Raw genomic sequence first — 18,473 nt, 5'->3', positions numbered from 1 at the left:
ACAGACCAGCTAATAGGCTGCTCTTAACATTAGAATTTTCTTGCTTAAGTTGCGCTAATTATGCGAATCCACTATAGGAGTGGGAGTGATTGTTTGAATAGAGTGGGATTTACTTAAACGACGATGTTTAATCCTCGGGCATTTGTGAGCGCGTTGATTGCTGGCGCACGCCGAGATGCTGCGGTCGTATTTTTGTCGATTGCTTATTTACTTCTAGCATTCGTCATTCTTGAAATGGCGCCTAGCACCTGGATTGGGTATTTCTTCGCTTCCTTGATGGGCCTGGTCTCGATAACTGCCTTATTCGCTGCAGGCGTGAGGGGGGCCTACCATGTTCTGGTCAATCGCGTGGACCGGCCGATTACCGCGATCATCCGCGACATCCGCGGCGTATCATTCGCAACGGCTACGTCCTATGTTCCTGTTGCCGTTGCTCAAGTGATCCTTACAAGCGTATTCTGGCAGTGGAAAACTCGTTTGCCTGCGTTCTCCTGGGACGTGACGCTGAGCGATCTTGATCGAACACTTCACTTTGGTTGGCTCCCGTGGCAGTGGCTTCACCCGGTCTTGGGCTATTGGCCGGTGACATTCCTGCTCAGCATGAATTACAGTATTTGGTTCATGGTGATGTGGACCTTTTGGATGACCCTTGCATTCAGCGAGCGGCCCCAACGCACTCAGTTTCTCATCACTTTTGCGTTGCTGTGGATACTTCTCGGTAGCGTTCTGGCGACCGCGTTCGCATCAGCCGGTCCCTGTTTTTTCGGCAACCTCGGGCTTGGGGACAACCCGTATGCTGATCTGATGTCCTATCTCAAGGCCGCTGACCAGAGGGCGCCGATCCTTGCTCTTGACGTCCAAGATCTGCTTTGGAAGGGGTACGCAGGTTCAGGCACCGAGATGGGCATTTCTGCCATGCCTAGCCTTCACAACGCCACGGCGCTCTTGATGGTCCTGGCCTCAAGAGGCTTTCACCCCGCCTTACAATGGCTGCTGAGGATCCATTTTGTTCTGATATTTTTGGGGTCGATACACCTGGGCTGGCACTATGCTGTCGATGCTTACGTCTCCTATGCGGCAACACTAATGATCTGGTTCGGGATTGCATCGGGGCTCCAATCCCGTACGCGGAGGCCGCACGTCGTTCTGGGTGCGCCCGAACCGCTATCCCAGGCAGTGGGACCTCCAGATTCATCATCAGTTGTCTTCGCGAGAGGGATGAACTTAGGTATGGATGAGCCTAAGGGCGGCGCGCCGGGGACTGCCAGCTAGCCCTGGTTCAGCGGCGCTTTGGGCGAACGCAGACTGCTCGGGGATCCTTCCGGGCAGGATGGGCTTGTTGCGGTCAAGTCGGGGCAGGTTCGCCTCTCAAGAGAAGACATAATTGGTTTTCAATCAAGACAATACCGGAAGTGTGTTGGCGTTTTGTGCTGGGCAATGAGCCCAGCCGACCGCGGTATATCGCACGATCGGGCGGAACAGTTGGGATCGAGGGTCTGATCCCCATTTCGGCCCTTGATTGGAAGCGAGCGCCTTTCTTGACGACATGTCCTCCTTCTTCCGATACCGTCACTCGACGAGCACGGCGAGGTGGCGAAACATGGCAATGCTTCTGGTTCCGGGTTTCATGCTCGATGCCGATCTCTGGCGCGACGTGGTGCCTGAGTTGGCCGAATACGGCCCGGCGACATATGCCGATCTTTCGCAGGACAGCTCGATAGCGGCGATGGCCCGCCGGGCGCTCTCGGAAGCACCGCCGGAGTTCGTGCTCGTGGGCTTTTCTATGGGAGGATACGTCGCTCGCGAAATCGTCCGGCAGGCTGGCGATCGGGTCACCGCCCTCGTCCTTATCGCCACCTCCGCACGCGGCGATAGCAACGTTGAGCTTCAGCGGAAGGCCGCAATCGCTGGACACACAGGCGGTGCCGTCTTCAGGGGGCTGAGCAGGGCGGCCGTGGCGTCGTCACTGCATCCCGCAATGCAGAACGGACCGACATCATCGCGCGCATCCTAGCCGCAGGGCAGCGATTGGGCGGCGACGTCTTCCACAGACAATCGCTGATCGATCGACGAGACGAACGGGATAATCTGAAGGCGGTCCGGTGTCCAAGTCTCGTCATCGCGGGAGAGCAGGACCGATTGAGGTCACGAACCGAGGCGCTCGAGCTTCACCAGGGCATCGTCGGTTCAAGTTTCGAAATTATCGAGAATACAGGGCACATGGTCCCCATGGAGGCGCCGCAGCGGCTCGGCACCGCCATCCGCGAATGGCTCAACGGCGCTACGGATGATGATCGGCGGCGACGCGGTATCGCGTCGCGTAATGCTCGGAGAGGTTGGGCGGTGTTGGCCGCCCATTTGTTTGACCGCCTCTCTTGCTCGAGGCGCTTAAAGCGCAATGACCGCCTCGATCTCGACCTTTGCACCCTTAGGAAGCGCGCTGACTTCGTAGCAGGCCCGTGCGGGGAACGGCTTGGAGAAGAAGCCGGTGTAGACCTTGTTGATTTCGGCGAAATGGCCGAGATCGGTCAAAAGGACTGTCGTCTTGACGGTGTTGGCGAGGCTCGTGCCAGCGGCGGCCGCAATTGCTGCAAGGTTCTTGAGGCATTGTTCGGCCTGCGCGATCGCGTCGTCGGAGTTGAATTCTCCGGTCGCCGGATCGATCGGCAGCTGGCCGGAAACGAACAGCAGGTCGCCGACCTTGATCGCCTGCGAGAAGGGGCCGACGGCGCCCGGCGCGTCGTTCGTGTGGATTTCCTGGATCATGATCTGGTTCCTCGAAAGTGGTTGAACGGCGCCGCTTAAGCGTAGCGGGCGATTGCGAGATCGGTTGCGTCGATCTCGGGCTTGCGGCCACTGACGAGATCGGCGATTACCCGGGCCGAACCGGAGCTCATCGTCCAGCCGAGCGTACCGTGACCGGTGTTGAGATAGAGACCCGCGACCTTCGTCGCACCGATGACGGGCGTGCCATCCGGCGTCATCGGGCGAAGACCCGACCAGAAGCTGGCCTTCGACACGTCGCCGCCCGGGAAGAGGTCGGTGACGGAATGTTGGAGCGTGAGGCGGCGAGGCTCGCCGAGATCGTTGGTGTAGCCGGAGATTTCGGCCATGCCGCCGACGCGGATGCGATCTCCGAGCCGGGTAATGGCGATCTTGAAGGTCTCGTCCATGACGGTTGATTCCGGCGCGCGCGAGGCGTCGGTGATCGGGATCGTCAGCGAATAGCCTTTGACTGGATAGACCGGCAGACGGATACCGTGCGGTCTGACGAGGAGCGGCGAGAAGCTGCCAAGTGCCACGACAACGGCCTCGGCCTGCAGCGTGCCGTGCGCGGTGACGACGCCACATACGTGGCCACCCTCGACGTCGAGGCCGCGGATGATGCTGCCATAGTTGAAGCGAACGCCGAGCTCCTCCGCCTTCTTCGCGAGCGCGTTTGTGAACTTGAAGCAGTCGCCAGTCTCGTCCTTCGGCGTCAGCAGGCCGCCGACGATTTTGTCGCGCACATGCTTCAACGCCGGCTCGACGCGGATGCAGCCGTCGCGGTCGAGAACTTCGTAGGGAATGCCATCGGCGGCGAGCGCCGTGACGTCCTTGCCGGAAGCATCGAGCTGCTGCTGCGTGCGGAACAATTGCAGCGTTCCCTGCATACGCTCGTCGTAGGCGATGCCGGTTTCAGCGCGCAGTGTGGCGAGCGAGGTGCGGCTGTAATCCGCCAGGCGCAACATGCGGCTCTTGTTGATCGCATAGCGCTTGGAGGTGCAGTTGGAGAGCATCTTCACCATCCAGCACAACATCGCGGCATCGACCTTCGGGCGTAGGATCAGTGGCGCATGCTCCATGAACAGCCACTTCATAGCCTTCACCGGAATCCCGGGCGCAGCCCAGGGCGAGCAGTAGCCGAAAGAGACTTCGCCGGCGTTGGCGAAGCTCGTCTCCAGGGCGGGGCCAGCCTGACGGTCGATGACCGTCACCTCATGTCCTGCCTTGGCAAGCTGGTAGGCCGACGTCACGCCGATGATGCCGGAGCCGAGAACGATAACTTTCATGATGTCCTCATGGGAGAAGAGAAGGGGTCAGCGGTATTGCCGCTCGTAACGTTGGCTGAGGCCGGTCAGGATTTCATAGGCGATGGTGCCCGCGTCGCGGGCAATGTCTTCAAGCGTCTGGCTGGGGCCGAGCACTTCCACGAGGCCGCTGAGGTGCAGGCGATCTTGCGGCAGGGCGGAGATGTCGATGGTGATGCTGTCCATCGAAACGCGGCCGACGATCGGCAGGCGAATGCCGTCGCAATAGACCGCGCCCCGGTCGCTCAGGCTTCGCGGCAGGCCGTCGGCGTAGCCGGCAGCAATGGTGGCCAGGCGGGTTTCTGCCGCGGCAATATGGGTGCCGCTGTAGCCGACGCGCGCGCCGGCAGGCACGGTGCGCGTCTGTACCACCGCAACGTCGAGGCGCACGACCGCTTCCATCGGGTTCGGTCTGGCGGCCGCCGGTGCGCCCCCGTAAAGAGCAATGCCGGGGCGGGCAAGCACCCCGTGATAGGGCTTGCCGAGGAAGATGCCGCCCGAATTGGCAAAGCAGAGGTCATACTCGGGGAATTCAGCCGTGATGCGGTTCATCTCGGCAAGCTGGCTTCCATTCTGATCGCTCTCCGGCTCGTCGGCGGAGGCGAGGTGGCTCATGATGAACTGGACATCGATGTTAGCGTCCGCCTTCAGCGTGCTGGCAATGGCTGCGCGCTCTGCCGGAGGAACACCGAGACGCGACATGCCGGTATCGAATTGCAGTGCCGCCGTCAGCTTGCGCCCGAGCGCCTTCGCAGCCTCGCTCCAGCGCCGCAACTGCTCCAGCGAATTGATCACCGGCACGATGCCGTGCTCAGCACAGGCAGGCTCATTGCCGGGCTGGAGGCCATTCAACACATAGACCTTGGCATCGGTGGCGAGCATTGGCTGCAGACGCAGGGCTTCGACGAATTGTGCGACGAAGAAGTGGCGGCAACCATGCTCGTAGAGCCTGGCGGCGACGCGGTCGGCGCCGAGGCCGTAAGCATCCGCCTTGACGACCGCCGCTACGCGCGCAGGCGCTACCTCGGCCGCCAACCGTTCATAGTTGCGAGCAAGGGCCGCAAGATCGATTGTCAAGTAGCCCGACGCGCCGCCCGTGGCGGTTGTCCCAACCTGTCTTTTTGCCTGTATCGTCCCGTCCATCCCAGCCTCCCCACGTTGGCGGGAGACTAGTGAAACGATCGTGAAATTTCCGAGGAAACAGTGATTGATCGTTGCGTGAAACCATGATCAGTGAAAGAAACGAAGGCGAATTGGAATGATCTGCTATGGCTGCGCTTGACGCGATAGACCGGAATATCCTTCGGCTGCTTCGACTCGATGCGCGACGGAGCAATGCGAGCCTAGCCGCCGAAGTTGGCTTGTCGCCATCGGCCTGTCTCAGGCGCATAAAGCTGATGGAGCAGGCCGGCGTCATCCGGGGCTACACCGCGCTGGTAGATACATCCAACGTCGAAGCCACCATTGCGGTGATCATCAACATCACGCTCGATCGTCAGACTGAAGACTATCTCGACCGTTTCGAGGCCGCGATACGCAAGCACCCCGAAATAAAGGAGTGCTTCCTGATGACCGGCGGATCGGACTATCTTTTGCGCGTCGAAGTCGCCAATGCCGGCGAGTTCGAACGTATTCACAAGGAAATCCTTTCGGCTCTTCCTGGAGTCTCACGGATACATTCAAGCTTTGCGATCCGTAATGTGCTCGCAACCCGGACCGGGACGAAGCGTTCGATGCGACAGTAGAGCCAACAGCCCGCAAGATGTAGGGCTCGGCAAGCATCTGCGTGTCCGGGTTTCCATCCCGTCGCGATCTCTTATCGGATCGCGCCTGGACGTTGGATGCTGCTTCGATGATCCGAGAGGAGCGGCGATGGTCGAACTTTTGAAATTCAGGTTGACCGCGCAGTTGACGATGGTGGTGATGCCGTTGCTGTGCGGGAGATCGAAATCGCTTGCCCTTCCTGGCCTGCGATGAAGATATCGACAAGCTGTCCGCCAGTTCGCAGGGTTTGCTGCCATAGCGCGTATCCTCCGCGTCAAGAATGTCGGATCAGTGGGCCACCAGCCACCATGCCGGCAGTGGATATTTCTGCACTGGCATCCACTGGCGGTCTTCGAGCTCCACTTCCGGAACATGTGGCGCCGCCAAGCTAGCCGACAAAAATGCCGAGGTGGCAAGCGATTCAATAAGTTTAGAGATCGGCGCGCTGCTTGTATCGTAGCCCGCTGTGATGCGCGCTGCACGCACTGCAAAGAGGGTGGAATGGCCTGTTAAAAGGTCTTCATCAGTGAATGCGCCAACTGCGTCGGATGTTGCGTCGACGTCAGTAATGCGGGAGCCGTGATCGCCATGAATGACAACGATGGCATCCTTGTCCGCCAAAGACTGAAGGACCGATCCGATTTGGGTCATGGCGCAGTGGACTTGCGCGAAATAGGCGCGGTAGCGCTCCTCCTTCGAACTGTAGTCGAGCTGCCGATTTCGCCACTCAGTTATTCCCTTGGGGCGACAGTCATCATCCAAAAGGTACGGGTAATGAGGAAGGAGTTCATGTACGAAGTAGGCTTCACCGGCGCTGGCCTTGGTCAACTCTTTCGAAAGGCGGTCGAAAGTATCTATGGCGCCCATCGCGACAGGAGCAAAACTGGTTTCCAGATTGATCAACGGTACTGGAACTCCGTATCTTCTAGCTTGACGTGCGCCGCGATCGTAAACAGCGGCGCCGACACGTGGAACATGCGCGAGCTTCGCAAACTCCTTGACCAAAAGGCGAACCCTATCCTCGAATGGTAAGGCCCTTGCGACGATGCCCAGCTTCGAAGCAGGCCTGGTCCGGCAGGACGTCACAGTGTCATACGCACAATAATCAAGGTAATCGGTCTGGAAGACGTGAATGCTGTAGCCCAAAGCTCTGAGCGTCTGGAAGTAGGCATTCCTCTTCACGGAAGATCCCTTGCGCTCGTGGGGCGCTCGCACTTGCTTTTCACCGAAATTCAGAACTTGCGGGATGGCATTGACCGTGTGCAGGTACTGACTGTACGCCCGGCCATAGAGGCGGAATCCATTGCCGAGATAGAAAGCCTTTAGATCGCTTCTCATCGTGGCCGCAGCAGGCGCGTCGCCCAGAATGCCCTCTATTCCAATATGCTCGTCCAGAATGATATGGACGAGAATGGGCGGCGCTAGACCCGCCTGAGCCACAGGCTTGCTCTCCTTATTTATGGTTCTTTGCGACGGAATGGCTGCACCCACTAGCCCGGTCAACAGTGCTACTAATGAGGCTACGCCGACGAACTGCACCATCTTTCGATTGAAAACAATGGCGATTGCCGCAGTCGCGACCGGCACGACGAAGCCATCAAAATTGAGGTCGATGGCCAGCCAAACCAAGAGAACCTGGAGTATCCCCCGGGAAACCTTCTCCGCACCGGCGTACAACAGCCCCATCAAGGCAGCGACGCCAATGATTGTGACCGCAATGAGACCTGCTTCGAGTGTGAGTGACGAATAGTTATTGTGACTGAGGAAATTGCTGAATGAGGCAAACAGCACGGACAATCCGGCCAAAGTCGGAGTTGCGGCTTCGGCGAGTCTCTTCCTTATTGCCATTTTGCCCCCTACTGCTTCTTGAAAAGCATATTTGCAAAATTCCTTAAACAACCTATAGTTCGTAAATTGCTTTTGTAAGGGGGAAACGTGCGGATGGCTAATATAGTGCGCTTCGCGGCGCTAATACCTTTCATCATGTTCACAATGACCGCACCTGCTTATGCTTATCTCGACCCGGGGACAGGAAGTATCATCCTACAGGCGATCGTAGGCGGCGCCGCAGCAGCGCTATTTGTTGGCCGAGGCTATGTCCAACGTGTCAAGGTCTGGCTGGGCCTGGGGCAAAGGTCGGAAAATAACGAGCCACCGTCCAAATGACTGCTACTCCTGATCCTGGATCGTTCCGCGATCCCGGCGCCCGCGTCTATATGCGCGACGGGGCGATTTACCGGGCAATCACGAAACAAGGTGCGTCTGCCTATCTCGCCGCCAAGGACGCGGGGCTGTATGAAAGCTTGGCTGAGAAGGGCTTACTGTTGCCCGCACGCGAAGTCGCAGCGAATATCGATGGGGCTGTATTCACACTTGAACACCCAGCCATCCCTTTCGTTTCTTACCCGTATGAGTGGAGTTTTGCGACGCACAGAGCTGCAGCGCTGCTTCACCTGGACCTACACATAGAGGCCCTGAAGAAGGGGTTTACGCTCGCAGACGCAACTGCCTACAACGTTCAGTTTCGAGGCACCAGACCTGTTTTCATTGATCACATGTCGCTGCGATGGTATCGCGAGGGCGAGATTTGGGCGGGCCACCGTCAGTTCTGCTCGCAGTTTCTCAATCCACTCCTGTTCTGGAGTCGACTGCGGTTGACACCGAACCATTGGTTCCGCGGCAGCCTGGAGGGGATAGCCCCGGAGGAACTTGCCCCGCTGCTTTCGTTCCGTGACAAGCTGTCGTGGACAGTCATAGCTCACGTAATCGCACAGGCAAATTTACAGCGGCGTCATGTCGGAAAGGACGGCTACGCGAACGCTCGCCTGAAGGCAGTCCGGCTTCCGAAACACGCGCTCGTTGGCATGTTGTTGGGGCTACGCAGGTTCATCGCAGCCATGCGTCCGGCTAGCCAGGAGACCGTATGGGCAGAGTACGCAGGGGCAACAAGCTACAGTGAGTCTGAGAGGGCGACAAAGCGCGGATTCGTGGAAGACATGGTCCGATCGACGAAGCCGAGCGTGCTGTTCGACCTCGGATGCAACACGGGGGATTATTCAGAAGCTGCCCTCGATGCGGGGGCCGCCTATGTTGTCGGATTCGATTTCGACCACGCAACGCTGGATCGTGCTTATGATCGCTTCAACCGCGGCGACCGTCCATTTCTGCCGCTCTGGATGGACGCTGCCAATCCGAGCCCTTCACAAGGATGGGCGCAAGCAGAACGAAAGGGTTTCGGCGAGCGCGCTCGTGCCGATGCTCTGGTTGCGCTGGCTTTTGTCCACCATCTCGCAGTCGGCCGCAATGTACCATTGGCGCACGTAGCTGATTGGTTGATCGGCCTGGCTCCGGTTGGCGTCATTGAATTCCCGTCGAAGAGTGACGCGATGGTCCAGCGGATGCTTGCGCTCCGCGAGGACATTTTTCTCGACTACACCGAGGCGGAGTTCCTCACAGCGGTGAAAGCAAGAGCGCGCGTAGTGAAGTCTCTGCACCTACCGCAGAATGGCAGGCTGCTTGTGTGGTTTGACCGAAGGCCCTGATGGTCAATCGGTAAAAACGCGCGGTCGGTTCGGAAGATGGGCCATAAGCGGCAATGAGCGCTGAAAAGCTACAATGCTGATTGCGGGTGTCGCGCAACGTCTCGTTCGTCTAGGAAATTCACAGAGCTTCTGCGGTCGGGCCAACACGCAGCTTGCACGCGAACTGACCATCGCGCTGCCAGAAGAACAGAAGAACGGACCCGGGCGGAGAACATTTCGATCATCTCGTTGGTGCGCGAATTTGTCCGCGACAAACGACAAACTTACGTCGAAGGGCATGGTCGCGGACTGGGTCTATCACGATGCGAGCCTCGCTGCCGAAGTTGGCTTGTCGCCATCGGCCTGTCTCAGGCGCATAAAGCTGATGGAGCAGGCCGGCGTCATCCGGGGCTACACCGCGCTGGTAGATACATCCAACGTCGAAGCCACCATTGCGGTGATCATCAACATCACCCTCGATCGTCAGACTGAGGACTATCTCGACCGTTTCGAGCTCGAAGCGGCCCTGATCCTCCCGCGCCATCCAATGTCATTGTGTCCACAGTCTCCGTTGTGGACACAGACTCCCTCACTGCCACGTCTATGAACAGGTGCGGGGAATTCCGCGCTTACGTTTCGAGGCCGCGATACGTAAGCACCAGCACCCCGAAATAAAGGAGTGCTTCCTGATGACCGGCGGATCGGACTATCTTTTGCGCGTCGAGGTCGCCAATGCCAGCGAGTTCGAACGTATTCACAAGGAAATCCTTTCGGCTCTTCCTGGAGTCTCACGAATACATTCAAGCTTTGCGATCCGTAATGTGCTCGCAACCCGGACCGCGTTCGCTGTGACAGTAGAGAGGCAAGCCGACGCGTTCTCGCTCGGTGCCCTGAATGACCGGATGTATCAATGGGAACCCGTGTTCACGTCTTCTTTGAAGTGATTAGGTGCAAGGCCGAATTGCCACCATTGACCGCCGCAGTTGATAGCTTGCGATCGAATGTTGCCAATTGGCCCCCCTGCGCTTTGGCCAGCGTAGGGAGGTAGGTATCAGTGATTTGGCCAGCAGTCAGAGTTTTTCTGGGGTTGATATCACCCGCCACAACAAGGCTTACGACGTCGGGCCAAAAATTATGGCGGGGGAGTGACCGCAGTTTTCCCACAATCTCCATTACGAGGGACGGAGAACCGGGAGAATTGGGATATTTGGAGTTGCCGACAATCCGGATGACACCATTTTCAGTAATGGGGCAGGTCGCCCAGGCGAATTGACCAATCGTCGCAAACCATTCGCATCGCCATGGGCTACATGGCCCGGATCAAGGCGATCAAAACATTGACGTCGGGCAGGAAAGTCACGGCAGTTCGTCACGCAATGCATTAACGATTTCGAGCGTCATTGGCGGTGCGTCCGGCTGGGGTGGCAGGAGAGGGATACCGTTGCGTTCACCGCCACTGCGCGGCCGGCGCAGAGACCGTCTCGCCAGTTCAGAAATCACCTCGCCGATGCTTCGGTGCTGTTGAGCCGCTACAGCCTTCGCGGCGATCAGCACATCGTCGTCGATTGCCAACGTCGTTCTCATATCTATCTCATTCTGCATCAATCATCACGCATCATATAAGTGGGAGACCGGCCTTCTCAAGGTATCGAGGCAATAGCTGGTTCCATTGTTCACCAACGAAACCGCTGAACACGAAACCCTGGTTCGAATCTGCTCAAGAGGTTGAGGAGTCGACTTTCGCTGCGTTGCAGCGACAAGGGTCGATTGCCTCGAATGTGAAGAGCGAAATCCGATGCGCAGATCCGGAGCGCAGCGCCGCATGCCACTTGCGGACATTGGCATTGCGCATTCTGATTCCGGTGCCGGGTTGCTGCATGGAAGCATCGATCTGCCGCCCCCTGAAGCGCGCCCGGTCTCGCCTTGCGCTCAGGGCTTGCTGGCATAAAGGCTCGAGGCAACTCCGTTCAACAACGGATACTCTACTGTTTCGTTCGATGAATGAGCACTGCGGCTTACTCCCGGCTTTGGAGCGGGAGATTTGCCCCTTCAGATCGGGACCTGAGACGAAGGCCGGATGCTCAGAGGTATGGACGTCGTGTAAAAGTTGCATGACGACGATTTAACAGCATGCTAATTTATTGGCCGGATTGGCATTGGCGGCGGTAATCATTTCTATGCGTTCGCGAACCGCAAGGACGCGGTTCCTTGGTCATGCGTCGTAACGCGAGAGGCACCATGCGCAAGGTCCTGACCGCTGTTGTTCTGACAATGGCATCCGCTGCGATATTGTCCTGTCTTATCGGAACAGGCTTTGCCGCAGACGTTCCGATCATCATGCTTGAGCCGACCTCGGATGCCGTTCTCGACAGTACCTTGCGTGCGGCCCTGAATGCGACAGAGCTGAAACGTTCGCACGCTGGCGCCGAAACTGGAGTATCAGCAAAGTCTGTTGTCGAAGCTCAGCGGCGTCGTCTGGAAGAAATGATGCGCGGGATGGGGTATCTCGACGCGCATATCGACGTTCCGGACTATGCCGAAATTGCCACGCCGGCGGAAATCGTGTTTACGCCCCGACCTGAAGCGCTTTATCGCGTGGGTCTGGTTGAAGTTGACGGCCTTGGCGGTCTCCCTCAAGCGTCTCGCGACGACATCACGCGGCAGATGGCCGTCGCCGCCGGCAAACCTGTCAGCGGCGAAGCTCTGGCGAGCTTGGAAGACGAGGTGCTCTGGCGCGTTCGGAGCGCCTCGTATCCACAGGCGACCGTGACCGGGCGTGATCTGTCGCGAATGCCGGGCACGGCGCTTGCAAAGGTTCGCGTGGTCATCAATCCCGGCGTTACGGCGAATTTCGGTACGGTTACCTACAATGGGCTCGTCCGCCTGAAGGCGGAGGAATTGGCGCGACTGCAGCCGTTCAAGCAGGGCGATGCCTATGATCCGTCGGATCTCGATCGTTTTCGCCAGGTACTGGCTACTCACCCTTTGGTACGAAACGTTCGCGTCGTCGTCTCCGATCAGGTCGACAGCAAAGGCGAGGTCCAGCTCAAGGCGGAGGTCGAGGAGAAACAGCTCGGCATCGTCGATACCGGCAATGGCTATCGATATGGCCTGATTGCCATGTTGTCCGCCATCGCGGTGCTCGCGATCCGCCAGATGTCGCTTGCCACCATGCCACCATTGCGGTCGCGTTGGCCCTGGTGGCTCGATGCCATGACGATGGTTGTGCTCGGCACCTCGCTCTTATTCGGCGCCCAGCGATTGTTGCTCATGGCTGCCTCCGTCTGACGGCTTTCGTCGCGCTCGGCGTGACCATCCCATTCACGCAAAACATCAGCGAAGAATTCGACGTTGGGCGCCGCGCTTCGCGAAAAGCCGTGCCATCACGTGCGAATGGTTACCGGCGGGGTCATGCTTTGAACCTTGCGGATGATCCCGTTGCCTTTCTGCGAGACGTGCAATCGACTTATGGGAATTCGCAATGCAAGTTCTCTTAACGCTTTTGGCCTATCCGGCCGGTAATTCGTAGCTACATATCGTTATCTTCTACTGCAAAAAGTAATATGCTATCTATATTTGAGATGGTGCTGAAGTGTCAAATATATTTCAAGAACATAGAATAATGTTCTAGTTCAAACTGAAATGATTGCTTTCTTTCCCGGAGAATTCTTTTTCGAAACAGTAGGCTGCTGTACCCGGGCAGGAAATCGTCCTTGACGACGCGAAGCTCGATCATGACGTCGAATTATTCGTAAGCGACAGGCCGCCGGATATCAGGGCAGATGCGCGAAACCGCCTTTTGCCAAAGCTCGCAGGTAACTGCAGGCTGGTACGTCTTGCGGCAGGCCAATGTGGTTGAACCGGACGGGTTGTTGCATGGTTATGGGGTATTGGATAGCGGCGCTGTCGGGACTGGCCTGCGCATTGTGGGTCGCAAACTCCAGCGCTCTGGCTCGAGACTTCGGACCGCCGGGAAACGGGCAGTGGGAACGTATATTCACCGAGGAATTCAACGGGAGCCGGCTTGACCGCGGAAAGTGGACCCGATGCTACTGGTGGGACAAGAACGGCTGCACGAACCTCGCAAACAATGAACTGCAGTGGTACGTGCCCGACAATGTCAGTGTCGCCAACGGTCATCTGCACCTGACCGCGAAGCCTGAACAGGTCGTCGGCCATGAGGGCCGTACCTTCAATTATACGTCCGGCATGGTGACGACCGGCCGCAACTATGCGGAGCGGGCGAAGCCCGATCGGTTTGCCACCAAGTACGGCTACTTCGAGATCCGGGCGAGGGTACCGCGCGGCAAAGGGTTGTGGCCGGCCATCTGGCTATTGCCGTCGACGCAGGAGCCGCGTCCGGAGATCGACATCCTCGAGGTGCTCGGTCACGCAACCGACACCTATGAGATGCATTTGCATTACCTCGACCAGCAGAAGAGCTGGCAGAGCGATGGGAAGAGCGCAAAGACGGCCGATCTCGCCGACGGCTGGCGTGTCTATGGCCTAGAATGGCGCAAGGATGTCGTCGTCTGGTATCTCGATGGCAAGGAGATGTGGCGCTACGCAAAGGTTGAAGGCATTTCCCAGGAGCCCATGTATCTGCTGATCAATCTTGCGGTGGGTGGCAACTGGCCAGGCTCGCCGAATGCCAAGACCAAGTTCCCAGCCGATTTCCTGGTTGACTATGTGCGTGTCTGGCGGCGCGTGGGCTCATGAACGCGAACCCACCAATCCTGCAGCATTCGGGGTCGGTAGAGATGCAGGCCCGCGGGCGTGGGAGAGGGTGGAAACTGCTGCTGCCATCGGGCCTGATGGCTTCGTCACTCTTGCGCAACGGCTACGCCCTTATCGCCAACAGTGGGCTCACCGCCATGCTTGGCCTGGCGTTCTGGTTTCTGGCAGCTCGTTACAGCACCCCGGAGGCGATCGGGCTCGGCGGCGCGATCACTGCGACCATCGTCAACCTCTCCAATGCCGCCCAGCTCAATTTCGGCAATTTCCTCGTTCGTTTTGTTCCGACCATCGGCAAGCGTGCCGGTCGCCTGATCCTGTTTGCCTACTCGGTTTCCGTGGCTGCCTCCATCCTGGTGGCCGGCATCTTCCTTCTTGTGGTCGGCGCATTCATGCCGAAACTCGACGTTTTGACCGAGAGCGCCGGCGTCATGGCATGGTTCGTCGTGACCGTCGCCATATGGTCGGTGTTCGCGCTTCAGGACAGCGCCCTATCGGGGCTGCGTCAGTCCATTTGGGTTCCGCTCTCCAAGACCACTTACCAGTTCGTCAAGATCTTGCTGCTCGTTCCGCTCACGCTTTTCGGCCTCGGCTGGGAGGCGATCGCGCTGTCCTGGACGGCGCCGGTCGCTCTCTTCGTGCTTGCCGTCAATCTGTTGATCTTCAAGCGTCTTGTGCCGGCAACAGAGGATACGCCGGGTTATGAGCAACGGATCCATTGGCAGAGCATGGCCCGGTATTTCGGTTGGGACTATATCGGAGCCGTGTCGATGATGGCGGCGTGGACCGCGGCGCCTTTGGTGGTGCTCAATCTGGTCGGTGCCGCCGAGAGCGCCAGTTTCTTCGTTGCCTGGACGATCTTCACGTCACTCTATTACGTCGGCAGTTCGATGGGGCTTTCGCTGCTTGCCGAGGGGGCGAGCAACGGCGGCCGCCTCCGTTCGCTCGCTGCAGATGCGGCGGTATTGTCGGTGGTTCCGCTGCTCGGTCTCGTTACGCTCATGGTCATGTTCGCGCACCCGATCATGTCCGTCTTCGGTGCGGCCTACGCGGATGCAGGCGCGTCCATTCTGCGGATACTCGCGCTCGCCAGCCTCGTTTCCGCAGTGCTGTCGATATATCTGTCGATTGCCCGCACCAAGGGGTGGATTCGGTCGGTCGCTGCGGCCGAGTTTTCGGTGATGGCCCTGGCCCTCGTCTTAGGCGCCTTCCTGGTGCGCCGTGAGGGGCCGATCGGCATGGCCGAGGCCTGGCTTCTGGCGATGCTGACCGTGACCTTCGGCGTCGGTGTGTTGGCTCTTGCCACCGGCCGTCGCGGCAGTGCTTACGACTGGGCTCTGGCTCTGGCGGCCGCATCGAAGAGGCTCTCGTCACAGCTTTTTCCTTGGGGGCCGCGTGCTCGAACGCAACTACCTGCCGAAGCCGATCTGGCGCCGTTGCTGCTTTTGATCGCCAGGCCCGATGCGCTCGGCTGGCGACCGTTCGAGGCGGAGCCAGGCCCTGATGGAACCGTCACTGTGCAGCTCGGAGAGCACGTAGCCGATGTCTGCGGACATCGGGGCGAAGCTCGCGCCATTCTTCGCCGTGCGCGCGATCTGAATGCCATTACCTATATCGAGCGGCAGATCGACAAACTCGATCTGATGCAGGCGGAGCCGCGGCTGATGGCATTCCTGCCGCTGCTGCCGTCCCGGTTGGCGGTTCGGCGCACGAAGGGTACCCTCGATTGCATCGAGACGGCAATTGTGGGCGAGGGCTGGGACGACTTTACGCGACATCCCGCGCAATTGCAGTCGGGCCTGGCGGCGACTGCCGGCGCGATTGCGCTGCTGCACGGCCGAACATCGTTGCCGCACAAGATCGATGAGGATTGGTTGCGGGAGTGGGTCGAATGGCCGGCCGCTCAGTTGCGGAACCTGGACGGTTCATTGATGTCGCGGGCCCGGCGGGAGCAGGTGCTCGATCTGTTCGTCGAGAGGCAGCGCGGCTATTGGTCCGGCCGCGAACTTGGCTTGGGCTGGTGCCACGGCGACCTCCAGCCTCGCAACCTCCGTTTTGCCGGAACCGGGAGTGATCCGGTCAAGCTTGCCGGCATCCTGGAATGGGGCAGGGCACGGTCAAATGCGCCTGACGGTTATGACGCCTGCGGGCTGGCGATCGCTCTGCGCGCAATTTCATCGGGGGAGCCTCTCGGCGCTGTGGTTGCCGATCTGTTTTGGTTGCCGGAGTGGAGGCCCGATGAAAAGGCCTGGCTCGCCGCCAGCACGAGCGACGGCCGAGGCTGGAGCGACGACGCCGGCGCGACACGGGCATTGGTCGGCCTGGTGTGGCTGCACCAAGTCAGCGAGCAGATACGGCGCCCAGAGGGGGTCGGTCGGCTGTGGATCGCGGCCAATGTCGATCGCGTGCTGCGCGCCGTGCCTTGGGAAGGAGGTGCGCTGTGAATGTGGCAGCGACCGACGCCCTTACCATTGTGCCGACCGCTGAACAGCCGGCGCCGAAGAAGGTCGCCGATGCGTCGACTCGTTCGGCCACGTTGTCACTTGGCTGCCTGGGGCTTGCGTTCGCGCTCTGGATCGTGAGCCTCTACCGCATCGATCCGGCGAAGGTGGACGACTACGGCCTGTTCTCCGTCCTGCCTCCCACGATTTGGATGGCCTATGCGGTGGTGGGGCTTGGTTTTGCGTTCAGCCTGAAGCTCGACGTGCGCGAGACCCGCATTCCGATGTTGCAAATTGTCATGCTGGTGTTGCTGCTGCATGGCACGCCCGCGATCGTTTACGATGAACTGCGCTATGCCTGGGCCTGGAAACACGTCGGCATCGTAGACTATGTGCAGCGGCACGGTCAGATAGACGCGACCGCGCCGTTCCTGGCGGCTTACAGAAACTGGCCTGGCTTCTTTGTCGCCAGCGCCGAGCTCGCCGCGTTGTTCGACATCAAGCCGATCGAGCTTGCCAACATCGTTCGGTTTTCGCCACCGGCTCTCAACCTGTTTTACGTGCTGGTGCTCCCCCTCATCTTTCGCCGCTTCACCACGGATCTGAGACTGATATGGGGGGGCGTCTGGTTCTTCGCGGTCGGAAACTGGATCGGCCAGGACTATTACTCGCCGCAGGGAATAGCCTTGCTCTTCTACCTGATGCTCATCGCGCTTTGCGTAGGACCACTTCGGGTCGAGCATATCTGGGCCGATCCCGGCCGTCGCGGTTGGGCAGGCGTCCTCGGTCGTTACCTTGCCTTCGCCTCGCGCGGGCAGCCGCCGTCGATGCCGGGGCTCACGCCGCGTGCAAGGCTGGCAGCATCAATCCTGGCCATGGTGCTGATCGTCGCCATCGTGACCACGCACCCGCTCACGCCGATGATCATGCTTGCCGCCCTCTGCGGCCTGTGGCTTCTGGGGCAGATCAGCCTCGGTTACTTCGCCTTCGCATTGCTGGTCGAGGCCGGTTGGCTCCTGTATTACGCGGACGGCTATCTGGCGTCGGTCCTGCCGGAACTGGTTCACCGATTTGGTGACACTTCGGCCGAGATCGGCGACCGCTTGGTCGATACGTCGATCGTCAGTCCTGGGCAGGTGGTCGTGTCCTGGGCATCGCGTGCGCTCACGGGCGTCATCGCGTTGGCGGCGCTGCTTGGTGGCTTGCGGCGGCTTGCGGCAGGTTACCGTGACGGTCCCGCGGTGATGTTGACGCTCGCCCCGGCGTTCCTCCTGATTGCGACCTCTTATGGGGGCGAGATCGCCTTCCGCGTCTATCTCTTCGCCCTCCCATTTCTGGCCTTCTTCGCCGCCGCCCTGTTCTTTCCTTCGCCAAGCACGGAGCGGGACGCTGTTGCCCGCTATCTTTTGGGCACGCTGGGCACGCTGCTTTCGGTGGCGTTCGTGCTCGCCAACAACGGCAAGGACCGGCAGTACACCTTCACGCATGATGAAGTAGAGGTTTCGCAATGGCTCTACGCAAATGCGCCGGCGGGGTCGATGCTGATCGAAGGGGCTCCCAACTACCCCGAGCAGTTCATGAACTATGAGCACTTCGCCTATGTGCCTATTTCGATGGAGAGCAAGCAGTCCATTGCCGCCGTGCTTGCTGATCCGGCCGGAGAACTGTCACGCTGGTTGCAAGGCCGACCGCCGGGGACGGCGTTCATTTACATCACGCGAAGCCAGAAGGCCTACGTCGACGATCTTCGTGTCATGCCGAAAGGTTCGCTCGATTCGATCGAGAGTGCGTTGCTCACTTCGGCGCGGTTCCGGCTGGTGAAGGCGACGTCGGACGCCAAGGTCTTCGCGCCGGATGGCGCGGGGATCAAAATGGGAGAATGGGTCAAATAGATCGGCAGTTCAGAGGCCCGGCGACAGGCTAAAGCGGCTGAAGTGCGGAGC

The 18,473-nt window shown here is 59.3% G+C and carries 13 protein-coding genes and 2 pseudogenes; 9 read left to right on the top strand and 6 right to left on the bottom strand.

Annotation, left to right across the window (positions count from 1 at the left end; genetic code table 11):
• Window positions 1-123 precede the first annotated feature (123 nt).
• Together AC0C6X_RS05440 and AC0C6X_RS05435 are read left to right on the top strand one after the other, a co-directional pair.
• Window positions 124-1,272, top strand: coding sequence for a phosphatase PAP2 family protein (locus AC0C6X_RS05440; RefSeq protein ID WP_472952146.1), 1,149 nt, complete (start codon window positions 124-126; stop codon window positions 1,270-1,272).
• A 328-nt stretch (window positions 1,273-1,600) separates the two neighbouring features.
• Entirely contained in the window at window positions 1,601-2,014 is a 414-nt protein-coding gene (locus AC0C6X_RS05435; RefSeq protein WP_472952145.1) for an alpha/beta fold hydrolase, read from the top strand.
• A 374-nt stretch (window positions 2,015-2,388) separates the two neighbouring features.
• Here the strand turns inward: AC0C6X_RS05435 and AC0C6X_RS05430 are convergent, their stop codons facing one another.
• The 3 genes from AC0C6X_RS05430 to alr are packed head-to-tail and all read right to left on the bottom strand — an operon-like array spanning window position 2,389 to window position 5,213.
• Window positions 2,389-2,766: a RidA family protein gene (locus AC0C6X_RS05430; RefSeq protein WP_472952143.1), complete on the bottom strand. Its 378-nt coding sequence runs from the start codon at window positions 2,764-2,766 to the stop codon at window positions 2,389-2,391.
• Window positions 2,767-2,801: 35 nt separating this feature from the next.
• Window positions 2,802-4,052 (bottom strand): D-amino acid dehydrogenase, encoded by a 1,251-nt coding sequence (locus tag AC0C6X_RS05425; protein WP_472952141.1) that lies wholly within the window; start codon window positions 4,050-4,052, stop codon window positions 2,802-2,804.
• A gap of 27 nt (window positions 4,053-4,079) precedes the next feature.
• Window positions 4,080-5,213, bottom strand: coding sequence for an alanine racemase (alr, locus tag AC0C6X_RS05420; protein ID WP_472952140.1), 1,134 nt, complete (start codon window positions 5,211-5,213; stop codon window positions 4,080-4,082).
• 125 nt (window positions 5,214-5,338) lie between these two features.
• On the opposite strand from alr, the gene AC0C6X_RS05415 reads away from it, so the two are divergent.
• A complete protein-coding gene (locus AC0C6X_RS05415) occupies window positions 5,339-5,815 on the top strand; it encodes an Lrp/AsnC family transcriptional regulator (protein ID WP_472952139.1) in 477 nt (158 codons plus the stop codon).
• Window positions 5,816-6,122: 307 nt separating this feature from the next.
• Here AC0C6X_RS05415 and AC0C6X_RS05410 read toward each other — a convergent pair whose 3' ends face one another.
• Window positions 6,123-7,682, bottom strand: coding sequence for a hypothetical protein (locus AC0C6X_RS05410; protein WP_472952138.1), 1,560 nt, complete (start codon window positions 7,680-7,682; stop codon window positions 6,123-6,125).
• Between the two features lie 314 nt (window positions 7,683-7,996).
• Between AC0C6X_RS05410 and AC0C6X_RS05405 the strand changes: the two genes are divergently transcribed.
• Window positions 7,997-9,376 (top strand): class I SAM-dependent methyltransferase, encoded by a 1,380-nt coding sequence (locus AC0C6X_RS05405; RefSeq protein ID WP_472952137.1) that lies wholly within the window; start codon window positions 7,997-7,999, stop codon window positions 9,374-9,376.
• 277 nt (window positions 9,377-9,653) lie between these two features.
• Window positions 9,654-10,194, top strand: a pseudogene (locus AC0C6X_RS05400) (Lrp/AsnC family transcriptional regulator); the annotation flags it as partial.
• Window positions 10,195-10,279: 85 nt separating this feature from the next.
• Here the strand turns inward: AC0C6X_RS05400 and AC0C6X_RS05395 are convergent.
• Together AC0C6X_RS05395 and AC0C6X_RS05390 are read right to left on the bottom strand one after the other, a co-directional pair.
• Window positions 10,280-10,715: pseudogene (locus AC0C6X_RS05395) on the bottom strand (PIN domain-containing protein).
• Window positions 10,712-10,939 (bottom strand): CopG family transcriptional regulator, encoded by a 228-nt coding sequence (locus AC0C6X_RS05390; protein WP_472952136.1) that lies wholly within the window; start codon window positions 10,937-10,939, stop codon window positions 10,712-10,714. Before AC0C6X_RS05390 ends, AC0C6X_RS05395 begins: the two are co-directional and overlap by 4 nt.
• 654 nt (window positions 10,940-11,593) lie before the next feature.
• Here AC0C6X_RS05390 and AC0C6X_RS05385 point away from each other — a divergent pair.
• From AC0C6X_RS05385 to AC0C6X_RS05370, 4 genes are all read left to right on the top strand, one after another.
• Window positions 11,594-12,643 carry a POTRA domain-containing protein gene (locus tag AC0C6X_RS05385; protein WP_472952134.1) on the top strand — a complete coding sequence of 350 codons (1,050 nt, stop codon included), beginning with the start codon at window positions 11,594-11,596 and terminating at the stop codon, window positions 12,641-12,643.
• Between the two features lie 588 nt (window positions 12,644-13,231).
• Window positions 13,232-14,074, top strand: coding sequence for a glycoside hydrolase family 16 protein (locus AC0C6X_RS05380; RefSeq protein ID WP_472952133.1), 843 nt, complete (start codon window positions 13,232-13,234; stop codon window positions 14,072-14,074).
• Complete coding sequence (locus AC0C6X_RS05375; RefSeq protein ID WP_472952132.1) at window positions 14,071-16,533, top strand: lipopolysaccharide biosynthesis protein; 2,463 nt, start codon at window positions 14,071-14,073, stop codon at window positions 16,531-16,533. Before AC0C6X_RS05380 ends, AC0C6X_RS05375 begins: the two co-directional genes overlap by 4 nt.
• Window positions 16,530-18,422, top strand: a complete 1,893-nt coding sequence (locus AC0C6X_RS05370; protein ID WP_472952130.1) for a hypothetical protein — start codon at window positions 16,530-16,532, stop codon at window positions 18,420-18,422. Before AC0C6X_RS05375 ends, AC0C6X_RS05370 begins: the two co-directional genes overlap by 4 nt.
• Window positions 18,423-18,473 lie beyond the last annotated feature (51 nt).

The organism is Ensifer sp. VA4 (assembly GCF_055710065.1).
The sequence above is the reverse complement of the archived record's forward strand: the minus strand, read 5'-3'. Positions and strand labels throughout refer to the sequence as shown.

Excerpts from the sequence above, each read along its gene's own strand:
- AC0C6X_RS05440 (WP_472952146.1), top strand. The coding sequence starts at position 124 with ATGTTTAATCCTCGGGCATTTGTGAGCGCGTTGATTGCTGGCGCACGC.
- AC0C6X_RS05435 (WP_472952145.1), top strand. The coding sequence starts at position 1,601 with ATGGCAATGCTTCTGGTTCCGGGTTTCATGCTCGATGCCGATCTCTGG.
- AC0C6X_RS05430 (WP_472952143.1), bottom strand. The coding sequence starts at position 2,766 with ATGATCCAGGAAATCCACACGAACGACGCGCCGGGCGCCGTCGGCCCC.
- AC0C6X_RS05425 (WP_472952141.1), bottom strand. The coding sequence starts at position 4,052 with ATGAAAGTTATCGTTCTCGGCTCCGGCATCATCGGCGTGACGTCGGCC.
- alr (WP_472952140.1), bottom strand. The coding sequence starts at position 5,213 with ATGGACGGGACGATACAGGCAAAAAGACAGGTTGGGACAACCGCCACG.
- AC0C6X_RS05415 (WP_472952139.1), top strand. The coding sequence starts at position 5,339 with ATGGCTGCGCTTGACGCGATAGACCGGAATATCCTTCGGCTGCTTCGA.
- AC0C6X_RS05410 (WP_472952138.1), bottom strand. The coding sequence starts at position 7,682 with ATGGCAATAAGGAAGAGACTCGCCGAAGCCGCAACTCCGACTTTGGCC.
- AC0C6X_RS05405 (WP_472952137.1), top strand. The coding sequence starts at position 7,997 with ATGACTGCTACTCCTGATCCTGGATCGTTCCGCGATCCCGGCGCCCGC.
- AC0C6X_RS05390 (WP_472952136.1), bottom strand. The coding sequence starts at position 10,939 with ATGAGAACGACGTTGGCAATCGACGACGATGTGCTGATCGCCGCGAAG.
- AC0C6X_RS05385 (WP_472952134.1), top strand. The coding sequence starts at position 11,594 with ATGCGCAAGGTCCTGACCGCTGTTGTTCTGACAATGGCATCCGCTGCG.
- AC0C6X_RS05380 (WP_472952133.1), top strand. The coding sequence starts at position 13,232 with ATGGTTATGGGGTATTGGATAGCGGCGCTGTCGGGACTGGCCTGCGCA.
- AC0C6X_RS05375 (WP_472952132.1), top strand. The coding sequence starts at position 14,071 with ATGAACGCGAACCCACCAATCCTGCAGCATTCGGGGTCGGTAGAGATG.